The organism is Acinetobacter higginsii (assembly GCF_000369525.1).
Lineage (GTDB): Bacteria > Pseudomonadota > Gammaproteobacteria > Pseudomonadales > Moraxellaceae > Acinetobacter > Acinetobacter higginsii.
In genome coordinates this window covers 2,498,471-2,522,695 of sequence record NZ_KB850072.1, presented here as the reverse complement: position 1 = coordinate 2,522,695, position 24,225 = coordinate 2,498,471, and the positions used below count along the sequence as shown (strand labels likewise).

General features: G+C 40.9%; 26 protein-coding genes. 14 read left to right on the top strand and 12 right to left on the bottom strand.

The window, feature by feature from the left end; translation table 11 throughout:
- The first annotated feature begins 204 nt into the window (after positions 1 to 204).
- Positions 205 to 384 (top strand): hypothetical protein, encoded by a 180-nt coding sequence (locus F902_RS18000; RefSeq protein ID WP_004804800.1) that lies wholly within the window; start codon positions 205 to 207, stop codon positions 382 to 384.
- A 50-nt stretch (positions 385 to 434) separates the two neighbouring features.
- Here the strand turns inward: F902_RS18000 and F902_RS17995 are convergent, their stop codons facing one another.
- Positions 435 to 1,631, bottom strand: coding sequence for a BaiN/RdsA family NAD(P)/FAD-dependent oxidoreductase (locus F902_RS17995; protein WP_005205631.1), 1,197 nt, complete (start codon positions 1,629 to 1,631; stop codon positions 435 to 437).
- Positions 1,632 to 1,772: 141 nt separating this feature from the next.
- Here F902_RS17995 and F902_RS17990 point away from each other — a divergent pair, with 141 nt between their 5' ends.
- Positions 1,773 to 2,138: a DUF4870 family protein gene (locus tag F902_RS17990; RefSeq protein WP_004804804.1), complete on the top strand. Its 366-nt coding sequence runs from the start codon at positions 1,773 to 1,775 to the stop codon at positions 2,136 to 2,138.
- Positions 2,139 to 2,182: 44 nt separating this feature from the next.
- On the opposite strand, the gene F902_RS17985 is transcribed toward F902_RS17990, so the two are convergent.
- The 4 genes from F902_RS17985 to F902_RS17970 all read right to left on the bottom strand — a co-directional run bounded on the left by F902_RS17985 (position 2,183) and on the right by F902_RS17970 (position 6,511).
- On the bottom strand, positions 2,183 to 3,049 hold the full coding sequence (locus F902_RS17985; RefSeq protein WP_005205629.1) for a 1-aminocyclopropane-1-carboxylate deaminase/D-cysteine desulfhydrase: 867 nt from the start codon (positions 3,047 to 3,049) through the stop codon (positions 2,183 to 2,185).
- Between the two features lie 66 nt (positions 3,050 to 3,115).
- Positions 3,116 to 4,279 carry an HlyD family secretion protein gene (locus F902_RS17980; RefSeq protein WP_005205627.1) on the bottom strand — a complete coding sequence of 388 codons (1,164 nt, stop codon included), beginning with the start codon at positions 4,277 to 4,279 and terminating at the stop codon, positions 3,116 to 3,118.
- A 23-nt stretch (positions 4,280 to 4,302) separates the two neighbouring features.
- A complete protein-coding gene (locus F902_RS17975; RefSeq protein WP_004804807.1) occupies positions 4,303 to 5,949 on the bottom strand; it encodes an MFS transporter in 1,647 nt (548 codons plus the stop codon).
- Between the two features lie 13 nt (positions 5,950 to 5,962).
- Entirely contained in the window at positions 5,963 to 6,511 is a 549-nt protein-coding gene (locus tag F902_RS17970; protein ID WP_005205624.1) for a TetR/AcrR family transcriptional regulator, read from the bottom strand.
- Between the two features lie 184 nt (positions 6,512 to 6,695).
- Here F902_RS17970 and F902_RS17965 point away from each other — a divergent pair, with 184 nt between their 5' ends.
- From F902_RS17965 to F902_RS17950, 4 genes are all read left to right on the top strand, one after another.
- Positions 6,696 to 7,373 carry a DUF1345 domain-containing protein gene (locus tag F902_RS17965; RefSeq protein ID WP_005205622.1) on the top strand — a complete coding sequence of 226 codons (678 nt, stop codon included), beginning with the start codon at positions 6,696 to 6,698 and terminating at the stop codon, positions 7,371 to 7,373.
- Positions 7,374 to 7,474: 101 nt separating this feature from the next.
- Complete coding sequence (locus tag F902_RS17960) at positions 7,475 to 8,242, top strand: class I SAM-dependent methyltransferase (protein ID WP_005205621.1); 768 nt, start codon at positions 7,475 to 7,477, stop codon at positions 8,240 to 8,242.
- 103 nt (positions 8,243 to 8,345) lie between these two features.
- Positions 8,346 to 8,954 (top strand): hypothetical protein, encoded by a 609-nt coding sequence (locus tag F902_RS17955; protein WP_005205619.1) that lies wholly within the window; start codon positions 8,346 to 8,348, stop codon positions 8,952 to 8,954.
- A 7-nt stretch (positions 8,955 to 8,961) separates the two neighbouring features.
- Positions 8,962 to 9,480, top strand: a complete 519-nt coding sequence (locus F902_RS17950) for a hypothetical protein (RefSeq protein WP_005205618.1) — start codon at positions 8,962 to 8,964, stop codon at positions 9,478 to 9,480.
- A 109-nt stretch (positions 9,481 to 9,589) separates the two neighbouring features.
- Here the strand turns inward: F902_RS17950 and F902_RS17945 are convergent, their stop codons facing one another.
- Positions 9,590 to 11,212, bottom strand: a complete 1,623-nt coding sequence (locus F902_RS17945) for an oleate hydratase (protein WP_005205616.1) — start codon at positions 11,210 to 11,212, stop codon at positions 9,590 to 9,592.
- Between the two features lie 359 nt (positions 11,213 to 11,571).
- Between F902_RS17945 and F902_RS17940 the strand changes: the two genes are divergently transcribed.
- On the top strand, positions 11,572 to 12,195 hold the full coding sequence (locus F902_RS17940; protein WP_005205613.1) for a LysE family translocator: 624 nt from the start codon (positions 11,572 to 11,574) through the stop codon (positions 12,193 to 12,195).
- Between the two features lie 61 nt (positions 12,196 to 12,256).
- Here F902_RS17940 and F902_RS17935 read toward each other — a convergent pair whose 3' ends face one another.
- From F902_RS17935 to metG, 3 genes are all read right to left on the bottom strand, one after another.
- Entirely contained in the window at positions 12,257 to 13,234 is a 978-nt protein-coding gene (locus tag F902_RS17935; RefSeq protein WP_005205611.1) for an MBL fold metallo-hydrolase, read from the bottom strand.
- A 129-nt stretch (positions 13,235 to 13,363) separates the two neighbouring features.
- Entirely contained in the window at positions 13,364 to 14,053 is a 690-nt protein-coding gene (locus F902_RS17930) for an SEL1-like repeat protein (RefSeq protein ID WP_005205608.1), read from the bottom strand.
- 97 nt (positions 14,054 to 14,150) lie between these two features.
- Complete coding sequence (gene metG / locus F902_RS17925; RefSeq protein WP_005205606.1) at positions 14,151 to 16,208, bottom strand: methionine--tRNA ligase; 2,058 nt, start codon at positions 16,206 to 16,208, stop codon at positions 14,151 to 14,153.
- A 204-nt stretch (positions 16,209 to 16,412) separates the two neighbouring features.
- Here metG and F902_RS17920 point away from each other — a divergent pair, with 204 nt between their 5' ends.
- On the top strand, positions 16,413 to 16,880 hold the full coding sequence (locus tag F902_RS17920) for a hypothetical protein (RefSeq protein WP_005205604.1): 468 nt from the start codon (positions 16,413 to 16,415) through the stop codon (positions 16,878 to 16,880).
- Between the two features lie 26 nt (positions 16,881 to 16,906).
- Here the strand turns inward: F902_RS17920 and F902_RS17915 are convergent, their stop codons facing one another.
- Complete coding sequence (locus F902_RS17915) at positions 16,907 to 17,404, bottom strand: hypothetical protein (RefSeq protein WP_005205601.1); 498 nt, start codon at positions 17,402 to 17,404, stop codon at positions 16,907 to 16,909.
- 109 nt (positions 17,405 to 17,513) lie between these two features.
- Between F902_RS17915 and F902_RS17910 the strand changes: the two genes are divergently transcribed.
- Both F902_RS17910 and F902_RS17905 read left to right on the top strand, forming a co-directional pair.
- Positions 17,514 to 18,050: a GNAT family N-acetyltransferase gene (locus F902_RS17910; RefSeq protein WP_005205600.1), complete on the top strand. Its 537-nt coding sequence runs from the start codon at positions 17,514 to 17,516 to the stop codon at positions 18,048 to 18,050.
- Between the two features lie 187 nt (positions 18,051 to 18,237).
- A complete protein-coding gene (locus F902_RS17905; RefSeq protein WP_005205598.1) occupies positions 18,238 to 18,687 on the top strand; it encodes a hypothetical protein in 450 nt (149 codons plus the stop codon).
- Positions 18,688 to 18,782: 95 nt separating this feature from the next.
- Here the strand turns inward: F902_RS17905 and F902_RS17900 are convergent, their stop codons facing one another.
- Positions 18,783 to 19,463, bottom strand: coding sequence for a hypothetical protein (locus F902_RS17900; RefSeq protein ID WP_005205596.1), 681 nt, complete (start codon positions 19,461 to 19,463; stop codon positions 18,783 to 18,785).
- A gap of 264 nt (positions 19,464 to 19,727) precedes the next feature.
- On the opposite strand from F902_RS17900, the gene apbC reads away from it, so the two are divergent.
- Together apbC and F902_RS17890 are read left to right on the top strand one after the other, a co-directional pair.
- Positions 19,728 to 20,957, top strand: coding sequence for an iron-sulfur cluster carrier protein ApbC (apbC, locus tag F902_RS17895; RefSeq protein ID WP_005205594.1), 1,230 nt, complete (start codon positions 19,728 to 19,730; stop codon positions 20,955 to 20,957).
- A 146-nt stretch (positions 20,958 to 21,103) separates the two neighbouring features.
- Positions 21,104 to 21,982, top strand: a complete 879-nt coding sequence (locus F902_RS17890; RefSeq protein WP_005205592.1) for a 5'-methylthioadenosine/S-adenosylhomocysteine nucleosidase — start codon at positions 21,104 to 21,106, stop codon at positions 21,980 to 21,982.
- 24 nt (positions 21,983 to 22,006) lie between these two features.
- Here F902_RS17890 and F902_RS17885 read toward each other — a convergent pair whose 3' ends face one another.
- A complete protein-coding gene (locus tag F902_RS17885) occupies positions 22,007 to 22,564 on the bottom strand; it encodes a DUF2062 domain-containing protein (protein ID WP_017402057.1) in 558 nt (185 codons plus the stop codon).
- Positions 22,565 to 22,880: 316 nt separating this feature from the next.
- Between F902_RS17885 and F902_RS17880 the strand changes: the two genes are divergently transcribed.
- Both F902_RS17880 and dcd read left to right on the top strand, forming a co-directional pair.
- Positions 22,881 to 23,474, top strand: a complete 594-nt coding sequence (locus F902_RS17880; protein WP_004804846.1) for a LysE family translocator — start codon at positions 22,881 to 22,883, stop codon at positions 23,472 to 23,474.
- A gap of 106 nt (positions 23,475 to 23,580) precedes the next feature.
- The gene (dcd, locus tag F902_RS17875) at positions 23,581 to 24,150 is read left to right on the top strand and encodes a dCTP deaminase (RefSeq protein ID WP_003653416.1); all 570 of its coding nucleotides are present in this window, start codon (positions 23,581 to 23,583) and stop codon (positions 24,148 to 24,150) included.
- Positions 24,151 to 24,225 lie beyond the last annotated feature (75 nt).

Genomic DNA, 24,225 nt, shown 5'->3' with positions numbered 1-24,225 from the left:
TCTTTGATTTTTTTAATCAATTCGACCACTCTAAGCAGGGTGGTCGTTTTGTTTGTATCGGCGCTATTGGCTTTTGTTTTGGATTGCGATTGGATATTTTGAGTAAAGTTCGAGGGTTTAAATAACAAATTTGACCTCAAAAGCAATTCATTTATAGCTAAAGTATCAATAGTCTCTAAATAAAAAGTCTATAGGAGAATGAACATGAAGAGGCCAAATCGAGTATTCGCACCGATTATTATTGCAGGCATTACTGTAGGGTTCTTGGCGAGTGCTTATAAATTTGTTGTTGCTAAGTCAAACTCTTCTAAAGAGAGACCCATTGAAAATACACAACAAATCGCAACTTCAGAAGCAGCAAACTCTTCAGACCACCAAAACTGAAACAGATTTTATTGAACGTAGCCTGAAGTGCTGTAATTCATATGGTCATATCAGACAAATTGAGCCGCTGCCTGTGCAGAAGACCATGCCCATTGGAAGTTATAGCCACCTAAGTGTCCTGTAACATCCAGCACTTCACCAATAAAATATAAACCTTTCTGTTTTTTACTTTCCATGGTTTTGGAAGATACTTCACTGGTATCCACCCCACCGAGTGTGACTTCGGCCGTTCGATAACCTTCAGTACCGGATGGTTTTACCGTAAATGCATGCAATTGCGCTGCTATATGTTCGAGCTGTACATCACTGAGATTACCAATTGGTGTTTCACTTTGTTCTGCCCAAATCAGTTGCTGTAATTCAAGTACGATACTTTTGGCGGTAAATTCACTGATTAAGGTGCGCAGTAGAACTTTAGGCTGTGACTTTTTCTTATCTTTAAAGAATTGTGCAAAGTCTTGGCTTGGGAAGAAATCAATTTTAAAGCTTTCCCCAACATGCCAGTAGTTCGAAAGTTGCAGTGAGCTTGGACCACTGAGACCACGATGGGTAAACAGCAAAGCTTCGGTAAATTGATGACGATCATTGACTAAGGTTGCGTCTAATGCATTGCCACTCAAGCGGGTGGTGACTTCTTTAAACTGATCTGAGAAGGTGAAAGGAACCAGACCCGCACGGGTTGGATAAACATGATGACCAAACTGTTGCGCCAGTTCGTAGCCAAAGCCTGAGCCACCGAGGGTTGGAATGGATAATCCACCCGTTGCCACAACTAAGGATTCACAGTGATAAGTCCCTTGACTGGTTTCAATCATAAAACTGGAATCCGCCTGAACCTTCACTTGCTGTACTTCACAATGGGTTTGAATCTGAACACGTTTGGCTTTGTCACATTCTGCAAGTAAAAGTTCCAGAATCTCTTTAGATCCTTTGAGGGTAAATAATTGCCCGTGTTTGCGTTCTTCGTACTCGATGCCGTATTCACACACTAAGCCAATAAAGTCCCAGTTGGTATAACGGGTTAAGGCTGAGATGACGAAATGTGGATTTTCAGACAAATAATTGGCAGCTTCGACCTCTAGATTGGTAAAGTTACATTTACCACCACCTGACATCAAAATCTTTTTGCCGACTTTATTGGCTTTTTCCAAGACCACAACCGAGCGCCCACGTTTGCCTGCTTCTGCAGCCAACATCAAGCCCGATGCGCCTGCACCTAAAACAACAACATCAACTTGATGAACCATGGGGGAAATACTCAAGGGAAGAAAAGCGGGCAATTATAAAAGATTTAAAGCCTTTTGAGTATGTTGATTGTTTGATTAAAAAAGATACTTTTAAAATCAAAGCATGTTATAAAATTGGTCTCAATAAAGGGGATAACAATAATGAATGATAAGACTTTTTTAGAAGGCACTCCGCCTCATCAGCAAGATCAGCTTAGACAATATACCTTAATTGCGTATGGGCTTTATGCGGCCAGTATTTTTGTGGGATTAACCAGTATTGCTGCCATTATTATGAACTATATGAAGCGTGACGAGGTAAAAGGAACATGGTTGGCCAGTCATTTTGAGTGGCAAATCAAAACCTTTTGGATCACTCTCATTGCTGCAATCATTGGATTTATCTTGTCTTTTGTACTCATTGGCATTCCGATTCTATTTGCAGCATCAATTTGGTTTATTTATCGTATTGTCAAAGGTTTAGTGGTATTTATGGACAATAAGCCGATTGGTGATGGCTGGTTTTAAGCACTTGATTCGATCAAATAAAAAGTCACTTGCGAGTGGCTTTTTTATTTTAAGCGCCCTTGTAGTCCACCCGTATGAATCGCCAAAATACGGCTATTTTCAGGAAAATACTGCTGCTGGATTAAATCGAATAGCCCCAGCATCATCTTGGCGGTATAGACCTGTTCCAAAGGAATTGCATATTGTTGTTCGAAGTGTTGCATAAATTGCAGCAACTCAATTGTGGTTTTGGCATAACCTCCACAGCAATAGGCATCGGTTAAAGACCAATTACTTTTATTGGTCCACTGTTGAATATCCTGTTTTAGGAAGTCGCCTTTCAATGCTGAAAAGCCTAGAACCTGCTGTTGTGCAGAGCTGCTTTCAATCAAGCCAGCAATGGTGCCACCTGTTCCAACTGCACAGCAAATCACATCATAATTTTCTCGATCATCTTTGCTTAAAATTTCCTGTGTTCCTTGCAGTGCAAGTGCATTGCTGCCACCTTCTGGAATAATAAAGGCTTGAGGATATTGCTGTTGAAGTTGTTGTAAATATTCCGCTTCATGGCGCAGCCGATACTCAGCCCGACTGACAAAATGCAATTGCATACCAAAATCTTGTGCCGTCTGTAGGGTAGGGTTTAAGTCTTGAGTTGCAAGTTCTTCACCACGAATTATGCCAATGCTTTGCAAACCAAAGTGCTGTGCGGCATAGGCGGTTGCGGCAATATGATTTGAGAATGCACCGCCAAAAGTCAGGACTTGGGTCAAAGCTTGTTGTTGTGCTGCAAGCAGGTTGTATTTCAGCTTATAAAATTTATTGCCTGAAATATGCGGATGAATCAGATCCAAACGCTTAATGGTCAGTTGAACCGAACTGGGAAGTGCTAATGTTTGATAGGGGGTGGGAAAAGCAATGTGACCAAACATTTTCGAACAAGAGAAATAGATTTGATCACATTGTAAATGGATTTGATTGAGAATGTCAGTGTTGCATTAGGAGTCGGTATCTACAGAGGTAATTACCGACATCCCAGGACGTAAGTTTTCGATGCCTTTTTGATTCGGGTCGATGGCGATACGGACTGAAATACGTTGTACCACTTTGGTGAAATTACCTGTGGCATTGTCGGGTTTCAGCACGCTAAATTCTGAACCTGCGGCAGGGGAAATCTGTTCAACATGTCCTGTAAATTTCTGATGATTCATCGCATCGACGGTGAAATACGCTTTTTGCCCAATTTTCATATTGGCAATTTGGGTTTCTTTAAAGTTGGCAATCACCCACGTTTGTGTCGGAATCAAATAAAGCAATTGTGTTCCCGCTGCGACATATTGACCGACTCGTGGATTGACCTCACCCAATTGTCCATCCAGTGGTGCAACAATGGTGCTGTAGTCTTTGGTGGTATTGGCTTGGTCGAGTTGTGCTTGTGCACTATTAACTTGTGCTTTTAAGCCAGACTGCGCCACTTGCGCCGTTTTTAAAGCTTCTTGTGCCACCAAGATATTGGCTTCGGCTTGTTTTAGTAAGGCGTGATTATTCTGCGCATCTGCCGCGGCTTTATCTTGTTCAGATTTAGACGCCGCACCGCTATCGCCCAATTGTTGGTAGCGTTTTAGCTGGGCCACAGATAAATCATACTGTGCCTTGACTTGATCCAGTTTGGCTTGTGCGGCCACAACATCGGCCTGACGTTGTGCAATGGCTTGGGTTTGATTGGCGAGACTGTTTTCTGCTTGCTCAACGCCAGATGCTGCTTGCGTCACTTTTTGGTCATAGGTGGTGGCATCAATATGCATCAACACCTGACCCTGTTTGACTTGATCAAAGTCTTTGACTAAGACATCTTTGATATAGCCATTGATCTGCGAAGACAGGATGGTGGTTTTACCTTTCACATAGCTATTGTCGGTTTGTTCAACCGCCGTATGAAAGGGGCCAATCCGCCACGCCCATAAAATAATGGTGATCCCGACCAATAACACCAGCAGCATCCACCACAGGGTAGAGCGTTTGGTTTTAATGAGTTTACTGGTCGGCGGTGGTGGTGGAGGCGGCATTTGGGCGACAGTCTCAGGCGCTTTGGCTGCTTGAGCTGTCTCATTTTGCTCAGTGGTTTGAGCATTATTATTTTCAGGTTTCTCTTGTTCGGACATAAGCTTTTCTCAATCAAAAAGGACTAACTGGCTGCTTGCAGATTTTTTCGGGTTTTGTATTTATCCCGTGCATATTTAAATAGCCCCCACAGTAATAACACCACCGCAAAAATACCGTTTAATACGATTACATCGTTATAGGCCCGTACCTGAGCCTCACGGGTGACCACCTTATTCAGGTTTTGCAAGGCTTGGTTATTTTGCAAAACAGGGTCATTACTACTGACCATGGCACTATGCTGATAGGCCTGTAAACGCTGTGCCACAATTGGATTTGTCGGATCAAGATTGCTATTGATTTCGACTTTATAATCATAGGTATGGCGCTGTTGATAGGTGTTGAAAAAGGAGGAGCCGACCAAACCACCAAAATTCTGTGTGGCTGAAAACAGTACAATGAAGGTCACCACATATTGCGGGCCACGTTGCAGGGTACGCATAAAGCCCATCAGCAGCAGTGGGCCGATAAACACACCACCTGCAAAGCTGACGAGAAATTGACTGCGGTAAAAGTTGGCAGGACGCACATCACTGGTCAGGTGATAGTCCAGCGCACAAGCAATCAAAATCAGGATTTCAGCAAGGAACAAATTCAGAATCAGTCGTTCACGATGAAAGGTCAGTGCACTAAATACCGAACCTGCAATGGTGCCGCAGAAGATCACCACATACAGTGGTACAAACTGGTCGGGCCCCATGCCCATGGTCTTAAGGAAGTTGACTGCAGCATAGCTTTGTTCTGACATGAGTAAACGTAAGGCGAAGGCACTGACCACAAAACTGAGTAGATCACCTGCGGCTAACCAACGGGTCATAATCAGTGGATTGCTGCGATAGTGTTCATAAGTCAGTCCCAACACAATCAAACAAAAACCGACAATTAAGGTATAGGCCAACCAAGGACTATTGAACCACCATAAAATCGGCCCTTGGGTGAGTACGATACACAGACAGGCAAAACCGGGTGCAAGCAAGGCAAAGGTAAAGAAGTCCTGCTTCTCGAATACCTCCAAGCGTAGGCTGCGTGGCAGTTTTAACGCCACCACCATGGCAAAACAACAAATTGCCAAACCTAATTCAAAGGTATAAATCACATCCCACTGGTTGGCACTGAGCAGAAAAGGCGAGATGATCCATGCCAAAGGCAGGCCAAGTTGCTGAAAGCCGAAGGCCAGATAAATCCCTTTGGCCATATCCGCCTTACCAAAGGCTTGCATGGTGTAATACATCCCTAGAGAGCTTAAAGGCGCAGCTGCCAAACCTGCAATAAAGCGCACAAATAAGGCAACTTCATAGGTTTGAACAAAGATATGTAAAACGAGTACACCAATAAAAGCCAACAGACCAATTTCTGAAAATAAGCGTAAACCATATTGTTGGCGGGCTTTAAACAGTATCAGGTTAGAGCTGACATTGGCCATCACATAGGCCGCAGGTAGCCATGCTGCTTGCGATGGGGTGAGACCATATTCACCTTGGAAAATCGGTAAATTGGCAACGATAAACCCATTACTTAAACTGGCTGCAATACATATAAACAGACCAATAAAAAAATAGGCAAAGCGTTTTGGTCGGGCATGTGCAATTGCAGCAGGCGAGCCTGGTAAGGTTGGGCGCTCATCGGCAGACCAATCCGGAGGAGTCTCTAGATAGCGAGGGCTTTTATCCATATTATTCCTCGAACTAAACTTTAATGCCGTTTAATAATAATTCTATTGCTCGTTTGGCTAAGCGCACTTGATCAGAGGCGTGATGTCCTTGAAATGAAGAGCCCAAAATCGCTGTAATCATGGCAAAATCGTGTGGCGTTAAATCTGGACGACACAATTTGTGTTTTATGGCGCGATCAATCAAGGGTTGCAGTGCTTTATCACGCCGCTCATAAATGTTTAGCATGATTGGGTCTTGCCGATCAATAATGCGCCAGTAATCAATCAGAACCACCAGATGGGGCAATTGTTCGATATGACCCTCGATCAGACGAATAAAGCCATCATCAAAGTCTTGTAAGGCAAGCGTACGTTGTTCCAAACGTTCTATGGCACGTTCCAATAATGCTGTCATCAAGGCTTTACGATCTGCAAAATTACGGTAAAAGGTTGCACGTCCCACGCCAGCATGATCAATAATGGCTTGTAAAGGCACATGAACCCCTTGCTTGCGAAAGATTTCTTCAGCCGCATTCAGAAGTTCATCACGATTATGCGCTGCCAATTGCTGACGTTTTGCCATGATTCAAATTTCTTGGGAGATAGTGTGAATTAAACGGACATTTTTGTCCGAAGTAAATATGCTGAGAAACTTTATTTTGTTTAATTTCGGTTAAATTGCCGTTCTGAGTGATTTTTCTAAGGCCATACAGTGTTAAAAAATAAGAGTAAATTATTCATGCATAAAAAATACAAATAGGTGAACAATGCAAGGATTGATCCCGCGCTTGCTAAAAGGAATAAAGTATCGGCCATATTTGTCTGCGACTTTTTCTTTAGGACTTATGATTTATGGGGCTTTGCATCTGTTTACCCAATGGCATTGGGCAACCTGCTTACAGCTGGGTTGGAATATTGCGATTTGGCTGTATTTATTTCTGACCCTGAAAATGATGTGGCACTTGGACGCCACCCATATTTTACAACGCGCCAAGCAACAAGATGAAGGCAAGTGGATGATCTTGACCGTAGTGCTGGTTGCCATTGTAATTTGCTTTATTTCGATTGTGGTGCAATTGGGGCATGTGCCTAAAGATCAGCCGATTTTAAAAAGCGCCCTGATTTTACTGACCATCGGGACGATTTTTTCAACGTGGTTATTACTGCATACGTTATTTGCGATTCATTATGCGCATGATTACTACCTTGCCAAAAGTCGTCATCAAGAAGCAGGTTTGGATTTTCCTAAAACCGATCAACCTGATTATCTCGATTTTATCTATTTCAGTTATATCATTGGTACCTCTGCACAAACGGCTGATATCTCGATTACCAGTTCAGAGCTCCGACATCTGAATATTTTTCATTGTGTCTTGGCTTTTATTTTTAATACTGTGATCTTGGCGGTGGCGATTAATGTCGCAGCCAGTTTGATTGGGCTTTAATTGATAACTAATTTTTATTAGTTAATAAAAAATTGATCATTTTTATTTTTGGTTGAGGTTGGCTATTTTTAAAGCTAAGCCCACAGTGCAAGGATAAAAAGATGAATACCCAGCATCAAGTTAATCAACAGCAATATCAAGATAAATCCCAAGCCTATTTAAACAGCACCGTGCATGCGCAAGGTGTTGAGTTTGCAAAAATGCAGCATTTGATCCAGTCACATCAATTGAAGACCGTGTTGGACTTAGGCTGTGGCGGTGGACATGTCAGCTATCAGATCGCACCATTTACTGGTGAAGTAACTGCTTATGATTTAACGCCGTCGATGGTGGAATTGGTGGCACAACAGGCCAAGCAAAAGGGCTTGAATAATGTGATCACTCAGCAAGGCGCAGCAGAGAGTTTACCCTTTGCCGATCAACGCTTTGATTGTGTGATTACCCGCTATTCAGCACATCATTGGCACAACGTCGCGCAGGCGATGGCGGAAATTCGCCGTGTATTGGCGCCTCAAGGCAAGGTGATTATTGTCGATATTTTAGGGCACTCAAATCCAGTGATGGATACCTTCTTTCAGAGTATTGAAACCATTCGAGACCCAAGTCATGTACGCAATTATAGTTTGCAGGAATGGATGCGCTTTGCTGAATGTGCAGGTTTTAGGGTCGAGAGCGTTGAAAAGCAATATTTAGATTTAGAGTTCAAGAGTTGGACAGCGCGGATGCAAACCCCTGAATATGCGATTCAGACCATTCGTTATTTACAGAAAAAGGCATCTGATCAAACCCAGCAATATTATCGCATTCAAGCAGATGGTTCATTCAGCAGTGAGGTGTTGTATATGGTGCTTTCAACGTCATGTGGATGAGGCTAGTAATAAAACATTGAATTCCCAATCTATTCTAAGCAGAATAAGCTGTCTATTTTGTGGCACTTAGACCACGGCTTAAATCAATTGGGTATATTATAAAATGACAAGTAGATTAATTTTAGCAATCAGTTTGCTCTGTTGCAGTAGCGCGCTATGGGCTAAAGCCGAAGTTTTAGCTCAAGCGGGTGAGGTCAAAATTATTAAACGAAACTGCAATGTGAAAACCGATGCCTGTGACTATATTAAAACCTATAAAGGTCAAGACAAAGTCTTAATATCGCAATGGAATAAGACGGCAAGGGCCTATCAATTCACCCCAAAACTGATCGGTTTTCAACTCGGTGCAACTGGCAGTGCGCATATCCTTACAGTGTATGACCAAAATAATAAGCAGCAGGAATTCTTTGAGTTATTAAAAATGTCACCCAATCAAAAGTGCTTCGTGACCAAACAGCAATTGGATAAAGAACATGACAAAGTGGTGTTTTACCGACTGCCTGAACTCAAGCCTTATTTAAGCATTAGTAAAAAAGATCCAAAGTTTAGCGAGATGGAGCAGATTGGCTATTCTACCTTCTTTGACGAGAGCGATGGCTCGTTTAATTTTGGCTATGATGCGGAAGAAGACGGAGAGAAATATTTTCAGGAGATCAAAGTCGAAAATCCATGCAGTTTGAAACCTAAAATCATTAAACAAGGTGATGAGTAAAATCAAAATGATGACACAAAATAAGATGTTGAAATTGGTGCTTGCTGCTACGGTATTGGTCGCTACACAGACTGCTTTTGCTGCGGAAAGCGTCAAGAAAACACGTTATGGGCAAGTCCAAATTAAAGTCAGCCCTGAGACTGGACAAGAAACGCTATATTTTAATCATAAGATGGTACTGCCAAAAATTGAGGGCAATAACGGTCTGTCGATTGAAGGCATTTATAAATTACACATGGATGATGTGGTTTTGGTGCAAGACATTGGCGGCAGTGGTTGTCCGATTCAACTGAATTTTGTGAAAATCAGTCCAAACCAGAAAGTGACGGTTTCGCCTGTTTTTGGTTCATGTTCAGATTTAATCAAGGTTTCAGCAAAACCCAATCAAATTATCGTGAGCATGCCTGATTTTATGGTTGCACCAGAAAGTGAGGAGCAAGAACGCAAAGTTGCTCAGAAGAAAATGATTTATAGCTATGATGGAAAATTACTGAAAGAAAATGGCAAGCTGCTGCTTCAAGAATGAGCAAGCTATTCAGTAAATTCGAGTGAATTTTGCTTATAGATCTAAGGACTAATCATGTGGATGAAGTAGATCATCAAGATCTACTTCATGTTTCGTATTTCAAGATGATTTAGTGAAATACGGTTTCCAAGGCTTTTAAACCCACTTTAGGGTCGAGCAAGCCGTTATAGATTTCCGGAACTTCACGGTCTACACCTAAGAGTTGATAAATAGCGAGCATGGCGCCACGGATGGAATATTCCACGGTAAACACCACATCATCTTCCAGCTCCACAAATTGCCCCAAGAAAGCAAAATTAACGGCATTCTCTGGAATCAGTAAGGGACGGTCGCCCGCTTTACGACAAGCAAACAGGGCAGAAGCATAGGGCATCATTACGGTGCTAATGTCACTATGCGCCAGTACATGATCTAGGATATCGTCGAATCCGAGCTGATGAATTAACTCAATCACAATTTCTTGCCCAGTGGCTTCACTCATTGGTTTTTTGATGTAGTCACCGATGTGGTCAATTTCAAAGCCATAGCCCCATAGGGTAAATTTGCCTTTAGGTAGGTCAGCAAAATGTGGCTGCGCAGGCACGACGATGGATAAATGCCAGCCTGATTCAAACCAAGTCATCAGTGCACCCGTTCCTGGCTCATTGCCTGTGTATTCGATGATACGTTTGAGCAGCACATCATCATGCAGGGTCAGGGTAAAAGACTTCCATTTATGTTCGTCGATATTGCCATTAAAGGTCATTGGGCGGCCAAAATCAGGTGCTTTTTGTGCAAGGGTTTCCCATAAGCGCCAGCCATGGTCCTGTCGATCACGAATTAAGGCTGGCACATCATTTTGACCACCATAACGTGAATCGGCTGTAATCGAGCCTAAGGTAAATAAGGCGAGATCATGTTCACCTAAGATAATCTGTTCAGTCCCTTCTGAGAGATTGAGATAAAGCTTGCTTGCCTTACGTTGTTTACTTTGCTCATCTTCAATAAAATCAGCATCGGTGACATAAGTACCAAAGCGCACATCCACGCCTTGTTCGACTAACCAACGTTGTAAGGGATAAATCATCGAATCATATTGATTATATTTGGTGCGCTTAACCCCAGCCAAGGTATGAATACGAGGTAATTCCTGAATAAAGCGTAAGAAATAGCGACGTAATTCCGCGGCACTATGCCATTTCTGAAAGGCAAAGGTGGTGCGCCACATCCGCCAGAAATTGCTTTGGAAAAATGCATCATCAAAAAACTCATCAATACGACGGCTGCCAATGCGTTCTTCTTTGAGTGCTAGCAGGCGTAGCATCTGTGCACGATTTAAGGTGGATAAGCCAAGTTTTTCGGCCTCTGCAATGACATGATTAGCATCAATTAAACGGGCTCGGGCATGGGTTTTGATCTTGTCATTAAATTCACGGCATTCTTCGCGGACAGAAATGTTGGGATCTTCCAGTGAGGGGATGCTGGAAAATAGATCCCATGTGCAGAGGTAGGTTTCATCGGTCAACATTCTTCCGCCTCGAGTCACCCATGCATGGTTTGGATTGAGTGGATTATGTCCACCATCCATTGAACCGCCTGAGACTTCAAGCTCTTCTAAAATATGAATGTTTTGGGCAGGTACTTTGGCGTCACGAATGGCAAAGGCTGCCGCCGCCATACCAGCAATACCACCGCCAATAATCCACAGATGTGATTGTGAAGGGTCTAAATTTTTCAATTTTTTAGTTTGCATCTAATGTGCCTCGGTTATCGTTATTGATGAAAATGAATTTAATTCCATAAATTTATTATGGGATTTAAATGGCTACAAATAAATGAAAGTTACACTAAAATGGATGACAAATTTTGATCATAAAATTAGTTTTATAGAAAAATCGGATACTCGATCCATGATGGAGATGAATATGTTATTTTTAAGTGTTTGATATTCATTGTAAATTGAGTCTTTGCTCTAGCTTATGGTTTTCTCATCAACTTCTATTGATTAAAGCGCACAAAAATTGCTGAGATTAGTCAAAATTTTTATATCTTCTGGCGATACTTTTTCAGTAAAATTAATATTTGAAAATTATTCTAATCTAGAGGTTTCACTTGGAATCGTTATTGATTTTAGGCTCAATTGCTTTGGCTTTAATGTTGGGTGCAATTAGCCCGGGTCCTACATTTATTTATGTGGCTAAAAACTCAATTGCGATTTCTCGCAAGCATGGACTGTTTACCGCCTTGGGAACAGGCACCGGTGCAGCTTTATTTGGTTTGCTTGCTGTGATGGGATTGCAGGCAATTTTATTAGCCGTACCTTCTGCTTATATCGCACTAAAAATATTTGGTGGTCTGTACTTATTTTGGCTGGCCTATAAAATTATCAAACATGCCAAAGAACCAATGGAAGCAGTCAATGGCACTGTGAATCAGATGAGTTATGCACAAGCCTTTCGTTTAGGGCTGATTACTCAGCTCAGTAACCCGAAAATTGCGATTATCCTTGCCAGTATTTTTACCGCTTTATTACCGAAAGACATTCCAAGTTATTACTATGTGGTGTTGCCAATGTTGTGCTTCTTTATTGATGCAAGTTGGTATTCGTTGGTTGCGGTGGCATTGTCAGCCGAAGGCCCACGTAAAGTTTATCTAAAATCCAAATCGATATTTGATCGGATTGCGGGTGGTGTGATGACCTTGCTCGGATTAAAGCTGATCTTTGGCATGAAATAATAGAGCAGAAAAAGCGACCGAGAAGGTCGCTTTTTTATTGCCTAGAATCAGTATATGCGGCTTAATCTTTAAAATGCACAGGAATCCATTGATAGCTCTTTCCATCAGCAGAATAAATATGTCCAATCCCTGGGAATGGTAAATGGGGAGCAGCAATGGTTTGTCCATTTTTGGCGAAATCAGCAAATTGCTTTAAGCGTGTAGCGACGGCTTTTTTCGGGTCAATATCGTATTCAATCGCAGTTTCGGGTTGATCAAATTGCACGGTATGTGAATGCACGATATCTCCAATAAACACCACGCTTTCGCCTTTAGTTTTTAATTCATAGCTAAAGTGACCAGGCGTATGTCCCGCCGTGTTAATGACTTTAAAGCCTTGAATGTCATCACCGAGTTTATAGGTCTTAAAGCGTTGTTGGGCTTGGTACGGGGCGATGGCCTGTTTAATGTGCTTTACGGTTCCTTCATACCCCGCTTGTTTGTCTTTAGGAAGCTTAGCAGCCTGTTTTGGATCTAGCCAATAATTGGCTTCATCACTGGAAACGTACACGGTTGCATTAGGGAAGTTAGCAACGCCATCTTTACTGATGCCACAGACATGGTCGGGATGTAAATGCGTGAGTAAAATGGTATCGACCTGTTCAGGTTTATAGCCTGAGGCCTCTAGGTTTTTTAGAATCGAGCCTAAATGTGCACCAAAACAACTGGCTGCACCGCTATCGACGAGTACCAATGATTTTCCTGTATTGACGAGGAAAGCATTGATGGAGGTCTGTACGCCTTTATCTTGATCGGCATAGTATTTCTTTAAGATTTGCTGGACTTGTTGCTGAGAAATATCTTTAAACAAGCTTGGTGACATAAAGTTAGTGCCATCGAGCAGGGCGGTAATTTGTACATCACCGACTTGGTGTTGATAGTAGCCGGCAACCTGTTTTTGTTGTTCAATGATCGGCAGGGTTTTGCTGGTTTCTGCATGGCCAAGTAAAGGGAAGCTACTCAAGAATGAGATAGAAAGGAGGAGGGCTGTTTTTTTCATAGAATCATTAAATTTATTAGAGAAAAACTTTTTTACCATGAATTCAAATAAAATGGGGTGTTTGGGCGCAGAAAAAAATCCGCTTTTGTAAGCGGATTTTATGGGATGTTCTCGTCTTAGCGTATGGCCTTACTGCTGGGGGATCTTGGAAAAATCCACCATTTCAAATTCTTCAAGATCACAATTTGCCAGTGCACACTTCTGCTCAGTATAGGCCGCCTCACCTAAATTCTGTTTGGCTTTATTTGCCCAAAACTCAGCTTTTTTGGCATCTTGCTGCTCAACGGGCAGTCGAAATCCATATTCATCTGCAAGTGTCATTTGTGCAGCAACAGAACCTTGCTGTCCTGCTTTTTCGAGTAAGGGGATGTATTGTTCAGTAGTTGAATAGTATTGCGCCAGCAAATAACTTGCATAAGCATCCTTTTGATTGGAAAGCTTTTGAATTGGCTTAAGATCGATTTGTTCTTTTAGCGCTGAATCTTGTGAAAATAGAGCAAATTCTAAAAGTGCAACAGATGCAGTTGGGTCTCCTTGTTTGATATAACGATTCATTTGCTTTAAAAATAAGTTTTGTTGTTGATCGATATATTCTTTTGCCTTCTCCTCCTTATTTTCTGAAAGTAGCTGTTTTAATGTAGGATCAACTTTTATATTTGGGTTTTCGTCATCCGATTGAAATAAAGTATTGAATATTAGTTGAACTTGATCTTTAGCTTGTTGTACTTGAGGGCTAAATTGAGATTGAATTTCCTGAGCTAAAGCAATTTGAAAAGAAAAAATGCTGAAAAAGAAGACGGTGATTATTCTCTGGAACATGTTTTACCTAATGTATTTATCGTTCATTTAATATTTTGGTTGAATTATAGAAATAAAAAAAGGGCTTCCGAAGAAACCCTTACATCAGTTTTATATATTAAGACACTTTATCGCCTGGTTTAGCGCCAGATTCAGGTGAAATCACCCAAACACCTTCGCCATTACCTGCGGCAAGTACCATACCGTTAGAAATACCAAAGCGCATCTTACGTGGCGCAAGGTTAGCCACCATCACCACCAATTTGTCTTTTAGATCTTCTGGCTGATAAAACTCACGGATACCACTAAACACATTACGCGGCTCAGCTTCACCCACATCCAAAGTCAATTGAAGCAATTTATCAGAACCTTCAACGGTTGCTGCCTCAAGTACTTGAGCAACACGAAGGTCAACCTTCATAAAGTCTTCAATACCGATAATTTCAGCTTCACCTACTTTCGGCTCAGGCTTCTTCTCGGCTTTCTTTTCTTTTGTCTTCTCTGCTTTTGGCGCTTCTGCCGCCGCAGCTAAAGAATCTTTAGATGCATCGACCATTGCCGCAACAGCTTTGGCATCAACACGTTGCATCAATGGCTGGAATTGAGCAATTTCATGACCAAGCAAGATGAGCTGACGTGATGCAAAGTCGAAGCTTTCAAGTTGTAAGAAGGCTTGAACTTGAGCTGCAAGTGTTGGCAACACAGGCGCCAAGTAAATCGCAAGTTGACGGAATAGGTTAATACCCACCGAACACACATCATGAACTTGTTGTTCCTGACCTTCTTGCTTCGCAAGTGCCCATGGTTTTTTCTCATCGATATATTGATTCGCGCGGTCAGCCAACGCCATGATTTCACGGATTGCAGCTGAGAATTCACGTGCTTCATAGGCTTGTGCGATTGAATCACCCGCATCAATAAAGCTTTGCACCAGTTCAGACTCTGCACATGTATTCGACAAAGTATTATTGAAGTTGGTGTTAATGAATTTTGCACAACGGCTGGCAATATTCACCACTTTACCGACAAGGTCAGAATTCACTTTTTGAACGAAGTCATCTAGGTTTAAATCAGAATCTTCAACTTTGTCAGAAAGCTTAGACGCAAAGTAATAACGTAGATATTCAGGATTCAAATGTTCTAAATAGGTTTCAGCTTTAATGAAGGTACCACGAGATTTCGACATCTTCTGGCCATTCACCGTCAAGAAACCATTCACAAATAAACCTGATGGCGTACGGTAGTTTGCACCTTCAAGCATTGCAGGCCAGAACAGCGCATGGAAGTAAACAATGTCTTTACCAATGAAGTGATAAACTTCTTTATCGCTGTCTTTTTTCCAGAAATCGTCGAAACTTAAATCAGGACGTTTAGTCTTGATGTAGTTTTCAAAACTTGACATATAACCAATTGGTGCATCCACCCAAACATAGAAATATTTGTTTGGCGCATCTGGAATTTCAAAACCGAAATAAGGCGCATCACGCGAAATATCCCAATCCGATAAACCTGCTTCAAACCATTCGTCTAGTTTGTTAGCAATCGAAACAGGCAAACGGCCTTGGTCACGGGTCCATTTCTGTAAGTATTCTGAGAAATTCGGAAGTTTAAAGAAATAGTGATCCGATGATTTCTCAACAGGAGTCGCACCACTTAAAGTTGAACGCGGGTTTTCTAATTCAGTGGCGTTGTAGGTTGTACCGCACACTTCACAGGCATCGCCGTATTGATCTTCCGCTTTACATTTCGGGCATGTGCCTTTAATGAAACGGTCAGACAGGAACATGCCTTTTTCAGGGTCGAATAACTGCGTTACAGGACGAATCGCAATATTGCCTGCTTCACGGTTTTTGATATAAATTTCTTCTGAGCGTGCTTTGTTCTCATCGCTATTGGTTGAATCATAGTGATCGAAATGTACGCCAAAACCATCAAAGTCACGGATATGTTCTTTCTGAACATTGGCAATTTGTTGTTCTGGGCTAATCCCGTTGGCCTCAGCGCGTAGCATGATTGCTGTACCGTGAGCATCATCCGCACATACATAAGTCACATCATGGCCCATTGCACGCATCGCACGAACCCAAATATCTGCTTGGATATAACCGAGTAAGTGACCCATATGGATAGGACCATTGGCATAAGGTAGGGCATTGGTGACTAAAATTTTACGCACGGATATTGTTCTCTCATTCGTATTTGCAAGGCAGATGATTTTACATGACTTGGCCCCGACTTGCACAAGGGATTCAGTGAAATCTTTTCAAGCTGTGTTATGGGTCTATTTTCATGACTTCATGCAAGCTTCACTTGCACTTCAATCAAAACACATTTCCTTTACTGATAATGGCTGCATGCTCAATAAATAAAGGAACCAACCATGAGATCTTGGCATTTGCTTTGTGCATCTTTTTGCGCAAGTGTGGCATCGGTTTTTAGTTTTGTGATTCCCTATTGTTTGTTCTTAAACTTTCAACAAAACCATTTATTGCATGTGGTCAGCAATGCGATGCAAGTGATGCTATATCTCACTCCATTTCTGATCGTGCTTGCTTTTATCTTCTACGTTATTGTTTTATCAATATTGAAATTACCCAGCAAAATTTTTGATTTGGCGCAGTTTTTAAAAGTCAGTTTGGTCTTTTTTACGGGGTGGATGTGCTTAGTGCTGCTGATTTTATTAGAAGATCAAGTGAATGGCTTTGATTTTGAAACATTAGCCATGAGTCTTTTCATTTTTGTTGCGGTTTTGCCTGTGCTTGCATTGGGTTGTATCAGCGCCAATAGTTATTATGTGTTGATATGCAAAAAGAAGTATGGCGATTTAAATCAATTTGAGAGGATCTAGAGCAGGAGAGTATGCATCCCGAAGGATTACATACTCTGCATTTGTTTTACAGTGACGCTGTGCTTTGAATTTTTTCTTAAAGAGATAATCTTTCCTTTTGACAGGAAATGAATGTGATAGCTCTTTAAGCCGTCCGTTTTCGGATCAAGGGTAATTTCAGCAAACATTGGCGTCTGCCAAAGTTCATCACTGCCCAAGGTTCCTAACCACGCTTGTGCTTTTAGCGCCACCGTAAATTCATCTTTGAATTCAAGCTCAGTAATACTGAGTTCACTGCACCAATGTTCGGTTTTAGGAAATTCAGCTTTAGAAAATTTCCAGCAAATGGTCAGTGCCAAACTACTTTCAACAGGTGCTTTATCGTCACTTTGCTGATCAATCACTGGAATTAACTGTTCAGCAAGATCCTTTTCAAACGAAAGAATCATGTTTTGGATTCTTCTTTTACTTGAAAGAATATACTTCAAACGTTTTTCTTGGGCTTGAAGTTCCTGCTGAATTTCTAAAAGTTCATTTTCATTCATATTAGGTAATTCTGACAACGAGGTCTATGATTGAGATATTGCGGAAGTATATCTGAACTATCTCCTTATATTGTTAATAGTTTTTAATACAAATTTATTGGTTGTAAAAATGATCGAAACATCTCGACTGCGTTTAAGACAATGGCAAGCAGAGGACTATGCATCCTTTGCCGCAATGGGTACCAATCCACAGGTGATGGAATATTTTCCTAAACTCCTGACTCGAGCGGAAAGCGATGCCATGATTGATAAAATGAAATCGATTATTGAAGCACAAGGCTGGGGCTTATGGGCGGTTGAATTAAAGAACAATCAACAGTTTATTGGTTTTGTTGGTTTGCATGATCAACCGACACAATTTTCATTTTCGCCGTGTGTGGAAATTGGATGGCGACTCGATCAAGCCTATTGGGGACAAGGTTATGCACCAGAAGCTGCCCAAGCGGCACTTGCATTTGCTTTTGATCAATTGAAACTGGAGAAAGTCGTTGCATTTACCACGTTAGAAAATGCGAAGTCACAAGCTGTGATGCGAAAATTAAATATGAAAAAAGTATCGGAGTTTCAGCATCCCGCTTTAGCCTCAGAGCATCCCTTAAGCTGGCATGTGCTGTATGAGATTCTACGATCTGATTTTGTTGAATAAATGGGATGTTATTCATTTATATGATTTTTATATCTAAAAATTAAAAGCTTTATCAATCCGCAATCAATTGAATCTTCCTGTATCCCATTTGTTTCAATTTGCAGCAATGGGCAAAAAAAAACTTCAAACACGGTATAACTAAGATTGATCCAAACAATATGTTTTTTACCTATAGTGAGGAAATATCATGACAAACGAAAAACTTGATGAATTAAAAGACCAAGCAGCAGAATTGGGTAATGACTTAAAATACAAAGCAAAAGAAGCTCAGCTACAAGGTGAAAAAGCAGTGGATGACTTAAAACACTCCGCCGAGGAGCTTAAGTTAAAAGGCGAAAAAGCTCTTGATGATTTAAAGAAAGATGTCTCTGAGCAAAATGCAGAAGGTAAAGAGGCAATTTCATCTAAAGTGGATGATCTCAAAGCCAAACTTGAAGATACCCAACATGCGGTTCAAGATAAGTTTGATCACTTTAAAGAAGAAGCTGGCCATAAACTGGATGATGCCAAAGCCAAAGCCTCTGAGTTGAAAGATGAAGCTGCTGCAAAGTTTGATGATCTAAAAGCTCAAGCAAGCCATAAACTGGATGATTTAAAGAAAGCTGCAACGGATACGATCAATAAATTCAAAGGTTAAGCTTGCTAATCTCGTGATCGATTGAAGATCTTCCTCAAACATAGGCAAACTATGTTTGAGGATTTTTATTTGAATATTTTTTAAATGGGTTTCGATCAGGCCGTACAAATAAATCGTACTGGCTGATTAATAGGCATATCAATGTAGTGTTGGCGTTCGAGATCGAAAATCTTGTAAAAGGGCTGAGTACGTTTTTGATCAGGAAAAAGCTGATTCATTAATAAGTTTTCTAAGGATGGCTGAGTTTCTTGGAGGTGTATTTTTCCTTCTTTATCGATGTAGAGTTTGACATTCAACCTGAACGATTCACCCTCTAATGGAACACTTTTTTGTAAAAGCAAACAGGCCATTTCAGTTAAGGATGACGGTGCGGCAACCCGTCGAATACGTTGTATAACAGCTTGATCTTGCATGGAAATAAAATAATAGACTTGCTCATAGTTTGAGAATAGGCGTTGGTTATTGTGATCACGTTGTTCTGCCGAAGTCTCCTGAATGGGTAAATCCTCTGGCTTTATCAGTTGCGCAAGCGCTAAAGCATGCCGATTAAGTCGCTCTGAGTTGCTTGCCTTAAATAATTGAATCTTTAATCCATTTTTTTCTGGGCTGATTCTAATTGATATCTTAATTTCAGACGAAGGGGTTTGCTCTTTTTGTTTATTTACCACGATTTCTGTTTGTGGCGGCAATTGATAAACAGCACGATTCATCGATTCTTGGGCGAATAGCGGGAAGCAAGCAAATAAACTGCCAATCATCAAAGCATATCGTGTCATTGAATACTCCCAAGTGAAGCATAAACATCATGTGACTCTGCATATGATGAAAGCGTAATCCCATATTTTTCATGGTCGATATGATCAGCTTAACAAGATATCCCGTTCCTGTGAAAAGTATCAGTTGCTGAAGATTGAAATTTAAAGCAGAAAAGTTGCTATAAAAAATGAGCAATTATCTGCTTTGATATGAGCGTCAATTCTTCAATACTGCTAAACTAACCAAACTCAGTGAAATGTTGATCTGTTTTTGGAGTAAACAAAATGTCGTGGCTTTCTTCCTTAAAATCTGTTTTTTCACCAGCACAAGAAGTGAAGGAAGACGAGATTCAAACAGTTCTACAAAATTATGTACTGCCACATTCAGACAATGCGTTAAAAGAACGCATTAGCCAAGTGAATGTACAAGGCCGTATTTTACAACTTACAGTGAATACCTTTCCTGAAGAAAAAGATCATTTACAGCAGATCCATGATGAGCTGGCTGAAGCCTTGGAAAAATGCGGTATCCAAGAGTTAAATTTACATATTATCCAACAAAAACATGCGGCGCATGGTGAAGCAGGTCATAGTTGCTCATCGAAGCCAAAAGCAGAAAACAGCAATTTACCTCCTGTGATGGATGCATCACCTAAAGTAGAAGCCGATCCGAATAATCCCCCGATTCAAAAAGCTGCACCACAACAACGTGATGTGGCTGCACATCCACGTATCCAAAATGTGATTCTGGTTTCTTCGGGTAAGGGTGGTGTAGGTAAATCAACGACTACGGTCAACCTTGCACTTGCATTGCAACAACTTGGTCTAAAAGTTGGTGTGTTGGATGCCGATATTTACGGACCAAGTATCCCAACCATGTTGGGCAATGCGGGCAGAACCCCACAGATTGAAAATGAACACTTTGTACCTTTAGATGCTTACGGCATGGCGGTACTGTCGATTGGGCATTTAATTGGTGCACACAATACACCTGTGGCATGGCGTGGTCCGAAAGCAACTGGTGCGTTGATGCAGTTGTTCAATCAGACTCTATGGCCTGATCTAGATGTGCTGGTGATTGATATGCCGCCCGGTACAGGCGATATTCAGCTGACTTTGGCGCAACGTATTCCTGTGACGGGTGCAGTGATTGTCACCACGCCGCAAAATGTTGCGTTGATGGACGCAACCAAGGGTATTGAATTATTTAATAAAGTGAATATTCCAGTACTCGGTGTGATTGAGAATATGTCGACGCATATCTGTTCAAATTGTGGTCATGAAGAGCAAATTTTTGGTACAGGCGGTGGTGATCAGTTATCTGAGCAATATCATATTCCTTTGCTTGGTCATTTACCTTTAGATGCCAAAATTCGTGAACATGCAGATCAAGGCACACCAAGTGTGATCGCAAAGGATGCAGCCGCAGACAGTTATCTCAATATTGCCCAAGCCGTGTTGCAACAAATGGAGAAGTTACCCAAACGTCAGAAAGACGATAAGCGTATCTTCTAAAATGCTTAAAAACCCAGCATATCCTGCTGGGTTTTTACTATTTGATTAAAATAAGTTTTTATTTTTACGCTTTAAAAATAAATTAAAAAAATAAAAAATGGTATGTTGCTTGCTTATCACTTGTTTTGATTTTTGAGTATAGATCAATGATGCAATTTAAAAGCCTGATGGGTATTGTCAGTGTTTGTGCAGCTTTAGTTTTAAGTGGCTGTAATGGAGATAATTCTTCAAATAGTAATAACCAAGTACAGGAAAAACCAAAATTACAGCCGATTGTGATCCAAGGTGCATTACCTGTTGAATCAGAGCGAATGGCATCAAAACTAGAAAATGTCAGTGTAGAAACTATTGGTGGCTGGAAATTCTGGAAAGGCACCTATAAAGGTTATCCAATGGTGATCTCTAAAACCCGGATGGGGATGAGCAACTCGGCCGCAGCGACAGCCATTGCAATTCAGCATTATCAACCGATTGCGATTATCAATCAGGGCACCTCAGGTGGACATGATCCAGACCTCAAGGTGTTTGATATTGTATTAGGCAAATACACCACCAATATTGGTGCATTTAAAACGCCAAATAAACCGATTGGCGGTGGTTCTAATTCACTGGAGTGGAATGAAGCATTTGATGTATTGCCAGAGGACGAGTCTGATCCAGAACCGATTGCGATTCGTAAATTCGAAGGGGATAAGGAATTACTGGTCGCTGCTTATAAAGCCAAAGTGCATTACAGCAAAGGGCAAGTGGTCGAAGGCACCATCGGTTCAGCAGATACGTGGAATAATGAACTTGATCGTATCAACTTTTTCCATACCAAATACGGAACCTCTGTAGAAGAAATGGAAGCAGCATCGGTGGCTCAAATTGCGCAACAGTTCAAAGTGCCATTCCTTGGGGTGCGTATCTTATCGAATAATATTACCAATAATGGTGCTTATGACCCTGCAACAGGCGAAGCGTGTCAGGACTATGCACTTGAGGTCGCGGAGCAATATATGAAGGTGAAAGCAGAGGCTAAATAATTAATGTGATCGAGAAGAAATCATTTAGATGGTTTCTTCTCTCTGTTGTTTTTCTCGTTTTCGCCAACTGCGAATCACAATCCAGCGCCACATCAGGTGAGTCGCTAGATAAAATAAAACGGCAAATAAAACAGCTTCAATGATTAGACCTGAAACTAAAATTTTGGCCAAACTAAAATCAATATGACCATGCCCAAAGTTCTTAATCCAGTTTAAAATTTGATGCAGAACGCCAAGTAGCATCTCTTTATTTATCATATTGACGTGATAAATTTTTGTCCCAAACCAAAAGCCTAAATACAGAATTGGCACTACGGTAAAAGGATTGGTGAGCCAAGCCATACAGAGGCCAATCGGTAAATTTACTTCAAAAAATAACACCGTCAGAATAATAAACAGACTATGAAATGGAACAGGCAGAATGCCCCAGAAGGTGCCAATAAACATGGCTTTTGCAATCGAGCGACGATTCACATACCAAAGCAATGGATTTAAGGCGCGATCGCCAAAAATTTTCATCAGCTTTAAGCTCGCGACTTTCTCTGATGAAGGCAGCCACTTGTGAAAGAATTGCTTAGGCATAAATGCGGAAATAGACCCAATAGGACAGATAAACAGGAAATTGTATAGAAAATAACACGATTTACTTAGTGAAAACTTAAAATAGCGTCAGACATTATTGCACTAAAAATAAGCCCAAGATGGATAGGTTACATTTATTGTATTTTAAATAGACGCTTTTTATGCAGTGACTGTTGAGTAGAGTAGGCTTGAAATTCATAAAGTAAATATAAAACAGTTGTTTAACTTGTATTTGGTCATAACTGTTTACAGTTAATTTTTTGCTATGGCTAGGGAATTGGATTAATCTGAAACGATCTTCTAGTGAGGTCATTCAATGATTTCATGGTTCTTTATTGGTTTAGTCATTACCATTCTGTTGACGCCTGGTCCCACCAATACCTTATTGGCATCTTCGGGTATTCAAGTTGGATTACGCAAATCTTTACTCTTGATTCCAGCAGAAGCAATTGGCTATATCATCGCAATTAGTGCATGGGGCATGCTGATTGGTAAAGTCTCTACAACTTTGCCTGCATTGCCTATTTTTTTGAAATTATTAAGTGCGGGTTATATCGTCTTTCTTGCGATTAAATTATGGCGTACTGCGAACCAAGAAGTGGCTTTAAATCAACCAACGATTCGACCTAGAGAATTGTTATGCGCGACCTTGCTCAATCCTAAAGCCCTGTTATTTGCTTCAGCAATTTTTCCTGTTGCAGCATGGAAAAGCCAAGAGATTTATATGGCACATATGAGCACTTTTGTCGGCTTGATTTTGCCCATTGCATTATTCTGGATTTCAGTTGGTGCCATGTTAGCAACGAATAAAGTTGCATGGTTGTCTCAATCAAAATTACAGCGTACTGCATCTGTCGTACTTATGGCTTTTGCTATTCCAATTAGCTATTCAGCATTAATCAATTTATAACTTTGACAGCGTTATCCACATAACAGGATAGTGCTGTTGTTTTCATTGATACCATTTTACGTTAAAGTACTCGCCAATTATTAACTTCGTCTATGGATAAAAAGTCATGGCAATAAAATCTGATCGTTGGATTCGTGAAATGAGCGAAAAACACGGCATGATTGAACCTTATGCAGAGAATCAAGTTCGTTTTGATGAAAACGGAGAAAAGTTGATTTCTTATGGGGTATCGAGCTATGGCTACGATGTCCGTTGTGCGCGCGAATTTAAGGTGTTTACCAACGTTCATTCAGCGATTGTTGACCCAAAGAACTTCGATGATAAAAGCTTTATCGATATCGAATCTGATGTGTGTATTATTCCACCAAACTCATTTGCTTTAGCGCGTACCATCGAATACTTCCGTATTCCACGAAATGTTCTTACGGTTTGTTTGGGTAAATCGACTTATGCGCGTTGCGGAATCATTGTAAACGTAACGCCGTTAGAACCTGAGTGGGAAGGTCATGTTACCCTAGAGTTCTCAAATACAACCAATTTGCCAGCGCGTATTTATGCAGGTGAAGGTGTTGCACAAATGTTGTTCTTTGAAAGCGATGAAGTGTGTGAAACATCATATAAAGATCGTGGTGGTAAATACCAAGGTCAAACAGGTGTGACTTTACCGAAGACCTAATTATTAATCGTTAAAATTTTTAACCATTGATCATCGGGTCAATGGTTAATACCCTCTCAGTAAAAGTTAAATATA

Excerpts from the sequence above, each read along its gene's own strand:
- dcd (WP_003653416.1), top strand. The coding sequence starts at position 23,581 with ATGGCAATAAAATCTGATCGTTGGATTCGTGAAATGAGCGAAAAACAC.
- F902_RS17910 (WP_005205600.1), top strand. The coding sequence starts at position 17,514 with ATGATCGAAACATCTCGACTGCGTTTAAGACAATGGCAAGCAGAGGAC.
- apbC (WP_005205594.1), top strand. The coding sequence starts at position 19,728 with ATGTCGTGGCTTTCTTCCTTAAAATCTGTTTTTTCACCAGCACAAGAA.
- F902_RS17920 (WP_005205604.1), top strand. The coding sequence starts at position 16,413 with ATGAGATCTTGGCATTTGCTTTGTGCATCTTTTTGCGCAAGTGTGGCA.
- F902_RS17950 (WP_005205618.1), top strand. The coding sequence starts at position 8,962 with ATGATGACACAAAATAAGATGTTGAAATTGGTGCTTGCTGCTACGGTA.
- F902_RS17970 (WP_005205624.1), bottom strand. The coding sequence starts at position 6,511 with ATGGCAAAACGTCAGCAATTGGCAGCGCATAATCGTGATGAACTTCTG.
- F902_RS17930 (WP_005205608.1), bottom strand. The coding sequence starts at position 14,053 with ATGTTCCAGAGAATAATCACCGTCTTCTTTTTCAGCATTTTTTCTTTT.
- F902_RS17990 (WP_004804804.1), top strand. The coding sequence starts at position 1,773 with ATGAATGATAAGACTTTTTTAGAAGGCACTCCGCCTCATCAGCAAGAT.
- F902_RS17955 (WP_005205619.1), top strand. The coding sequence starts at position 8,346 with ATGACAAGTAGATTAATTTTAGCAATCAGTTTGCTCTGTTGCAGTAGC.
- F902_RS17880 (WP_004804846.1), top strand. The coding sequence starts at position 22,881 with ATGATTTCATGGTTCTTTATTGGTTTAGTCATTACCATTCTGTTGACG.
- F902_RS18000 (WP_004804800.1), top strand. The coding sequence starts at position 205 with ATGAAGAGGCCAAATCGAGTATTCGCACCGATTATTATTGCAGGCATT.
- F902_RS17975 (WP_004804807.1), bottom strand. The coding sequence starts at position 5,949 with ATGGATAAAAGCCCTCGCTATCTAGAGACTCCTCCGGATTGGTCTGCC.
- F902_RS17960 (WP_005205621.1), top strand. The coding sequence starts at position 7,475 with ATGAATACCCAGCATCAAGTTAATCAACAGCAATATCAAGATAAATCC.
- F902_RS17915 (WP_005205601.1), bottom strand. The coding sequence starts at position 17,404 with ATGAATGAAAATGAACTTTTAGAAATTCAGCAGGAACTTCAAGCCCAA.
- F902_RS17890 (WP_005205592.1), top strand. The coding sequence starts at position 21,104 with ATGATGCAATTTAAAAGCCTGATGGGTATTGTCAGTGTTTGTGCAGCT.
- F902_RS17965 (WP_005205622.1), top strand. The coding sequence starts at position 6,696 with ATGCAAGGATTGATCCCGCGCTTGCTAAAAGGAATAAAGTATCGGCCA.
- F902_RS17980 (WP_005205627.1), bottom strand. The coding sequence starts at position 4,279 with ATGTCCGAACAAGAGAAACCTGAAAATAATAATGCTCAAACCACTGAG.
- F902_RS17935 (WP_005205611.1), bottom strand. The coding sequence starts at position 13,234 with ATGAAAAAAACAGCCCTCCTCCTTTCTATCTCATTCTTGAGTAGCTTC.
- F902_RS17945 (WP_005205616.1), bottom strand. The coding sequence starts at position 11,212 with ATGCAAACTAAAAAATTGAAAAATTTAGACCCTTCACAATCACATCTG.
- F902_RS17900 (WP_005205596.1), bottom strand. The coding sequence starts at position 19,463 with ATGACACGATATGCTTTGATGATTGGCAGTTTATTTGCTTGCTTCCCG.
- F902_RS17985 (WP_005205629.1), bottom strand. The coding sequence starts at position 3,049 with ATGTTTGGTCACATTGCTTTTCCCACCCCCTATCAAACATTAGCACTT.
- F902_RS17905 (WP_005205598.1), top strand. The coding sequence starts at position 18,238 with ATGACAAACGAAAAACTTGATGAATTAAAAGACCAAGCAGCAGAATTG.
- F902_RS17995 (WP_005205631.1), bottom strand. The coding sequence starts at position 1,631 with ATGGTTCATCAAGTTGATGTTGTTGTTTTAGGTGCAGGCGCATCGGGC.
- F902_RS17885 (WP_017402057.1), bottom strand. The coding sequence starts at position 22,564 with ATGCCTAAGCAATTCTTTCACAAGTGGCTGCCTTCATCAGAGAAAGTC.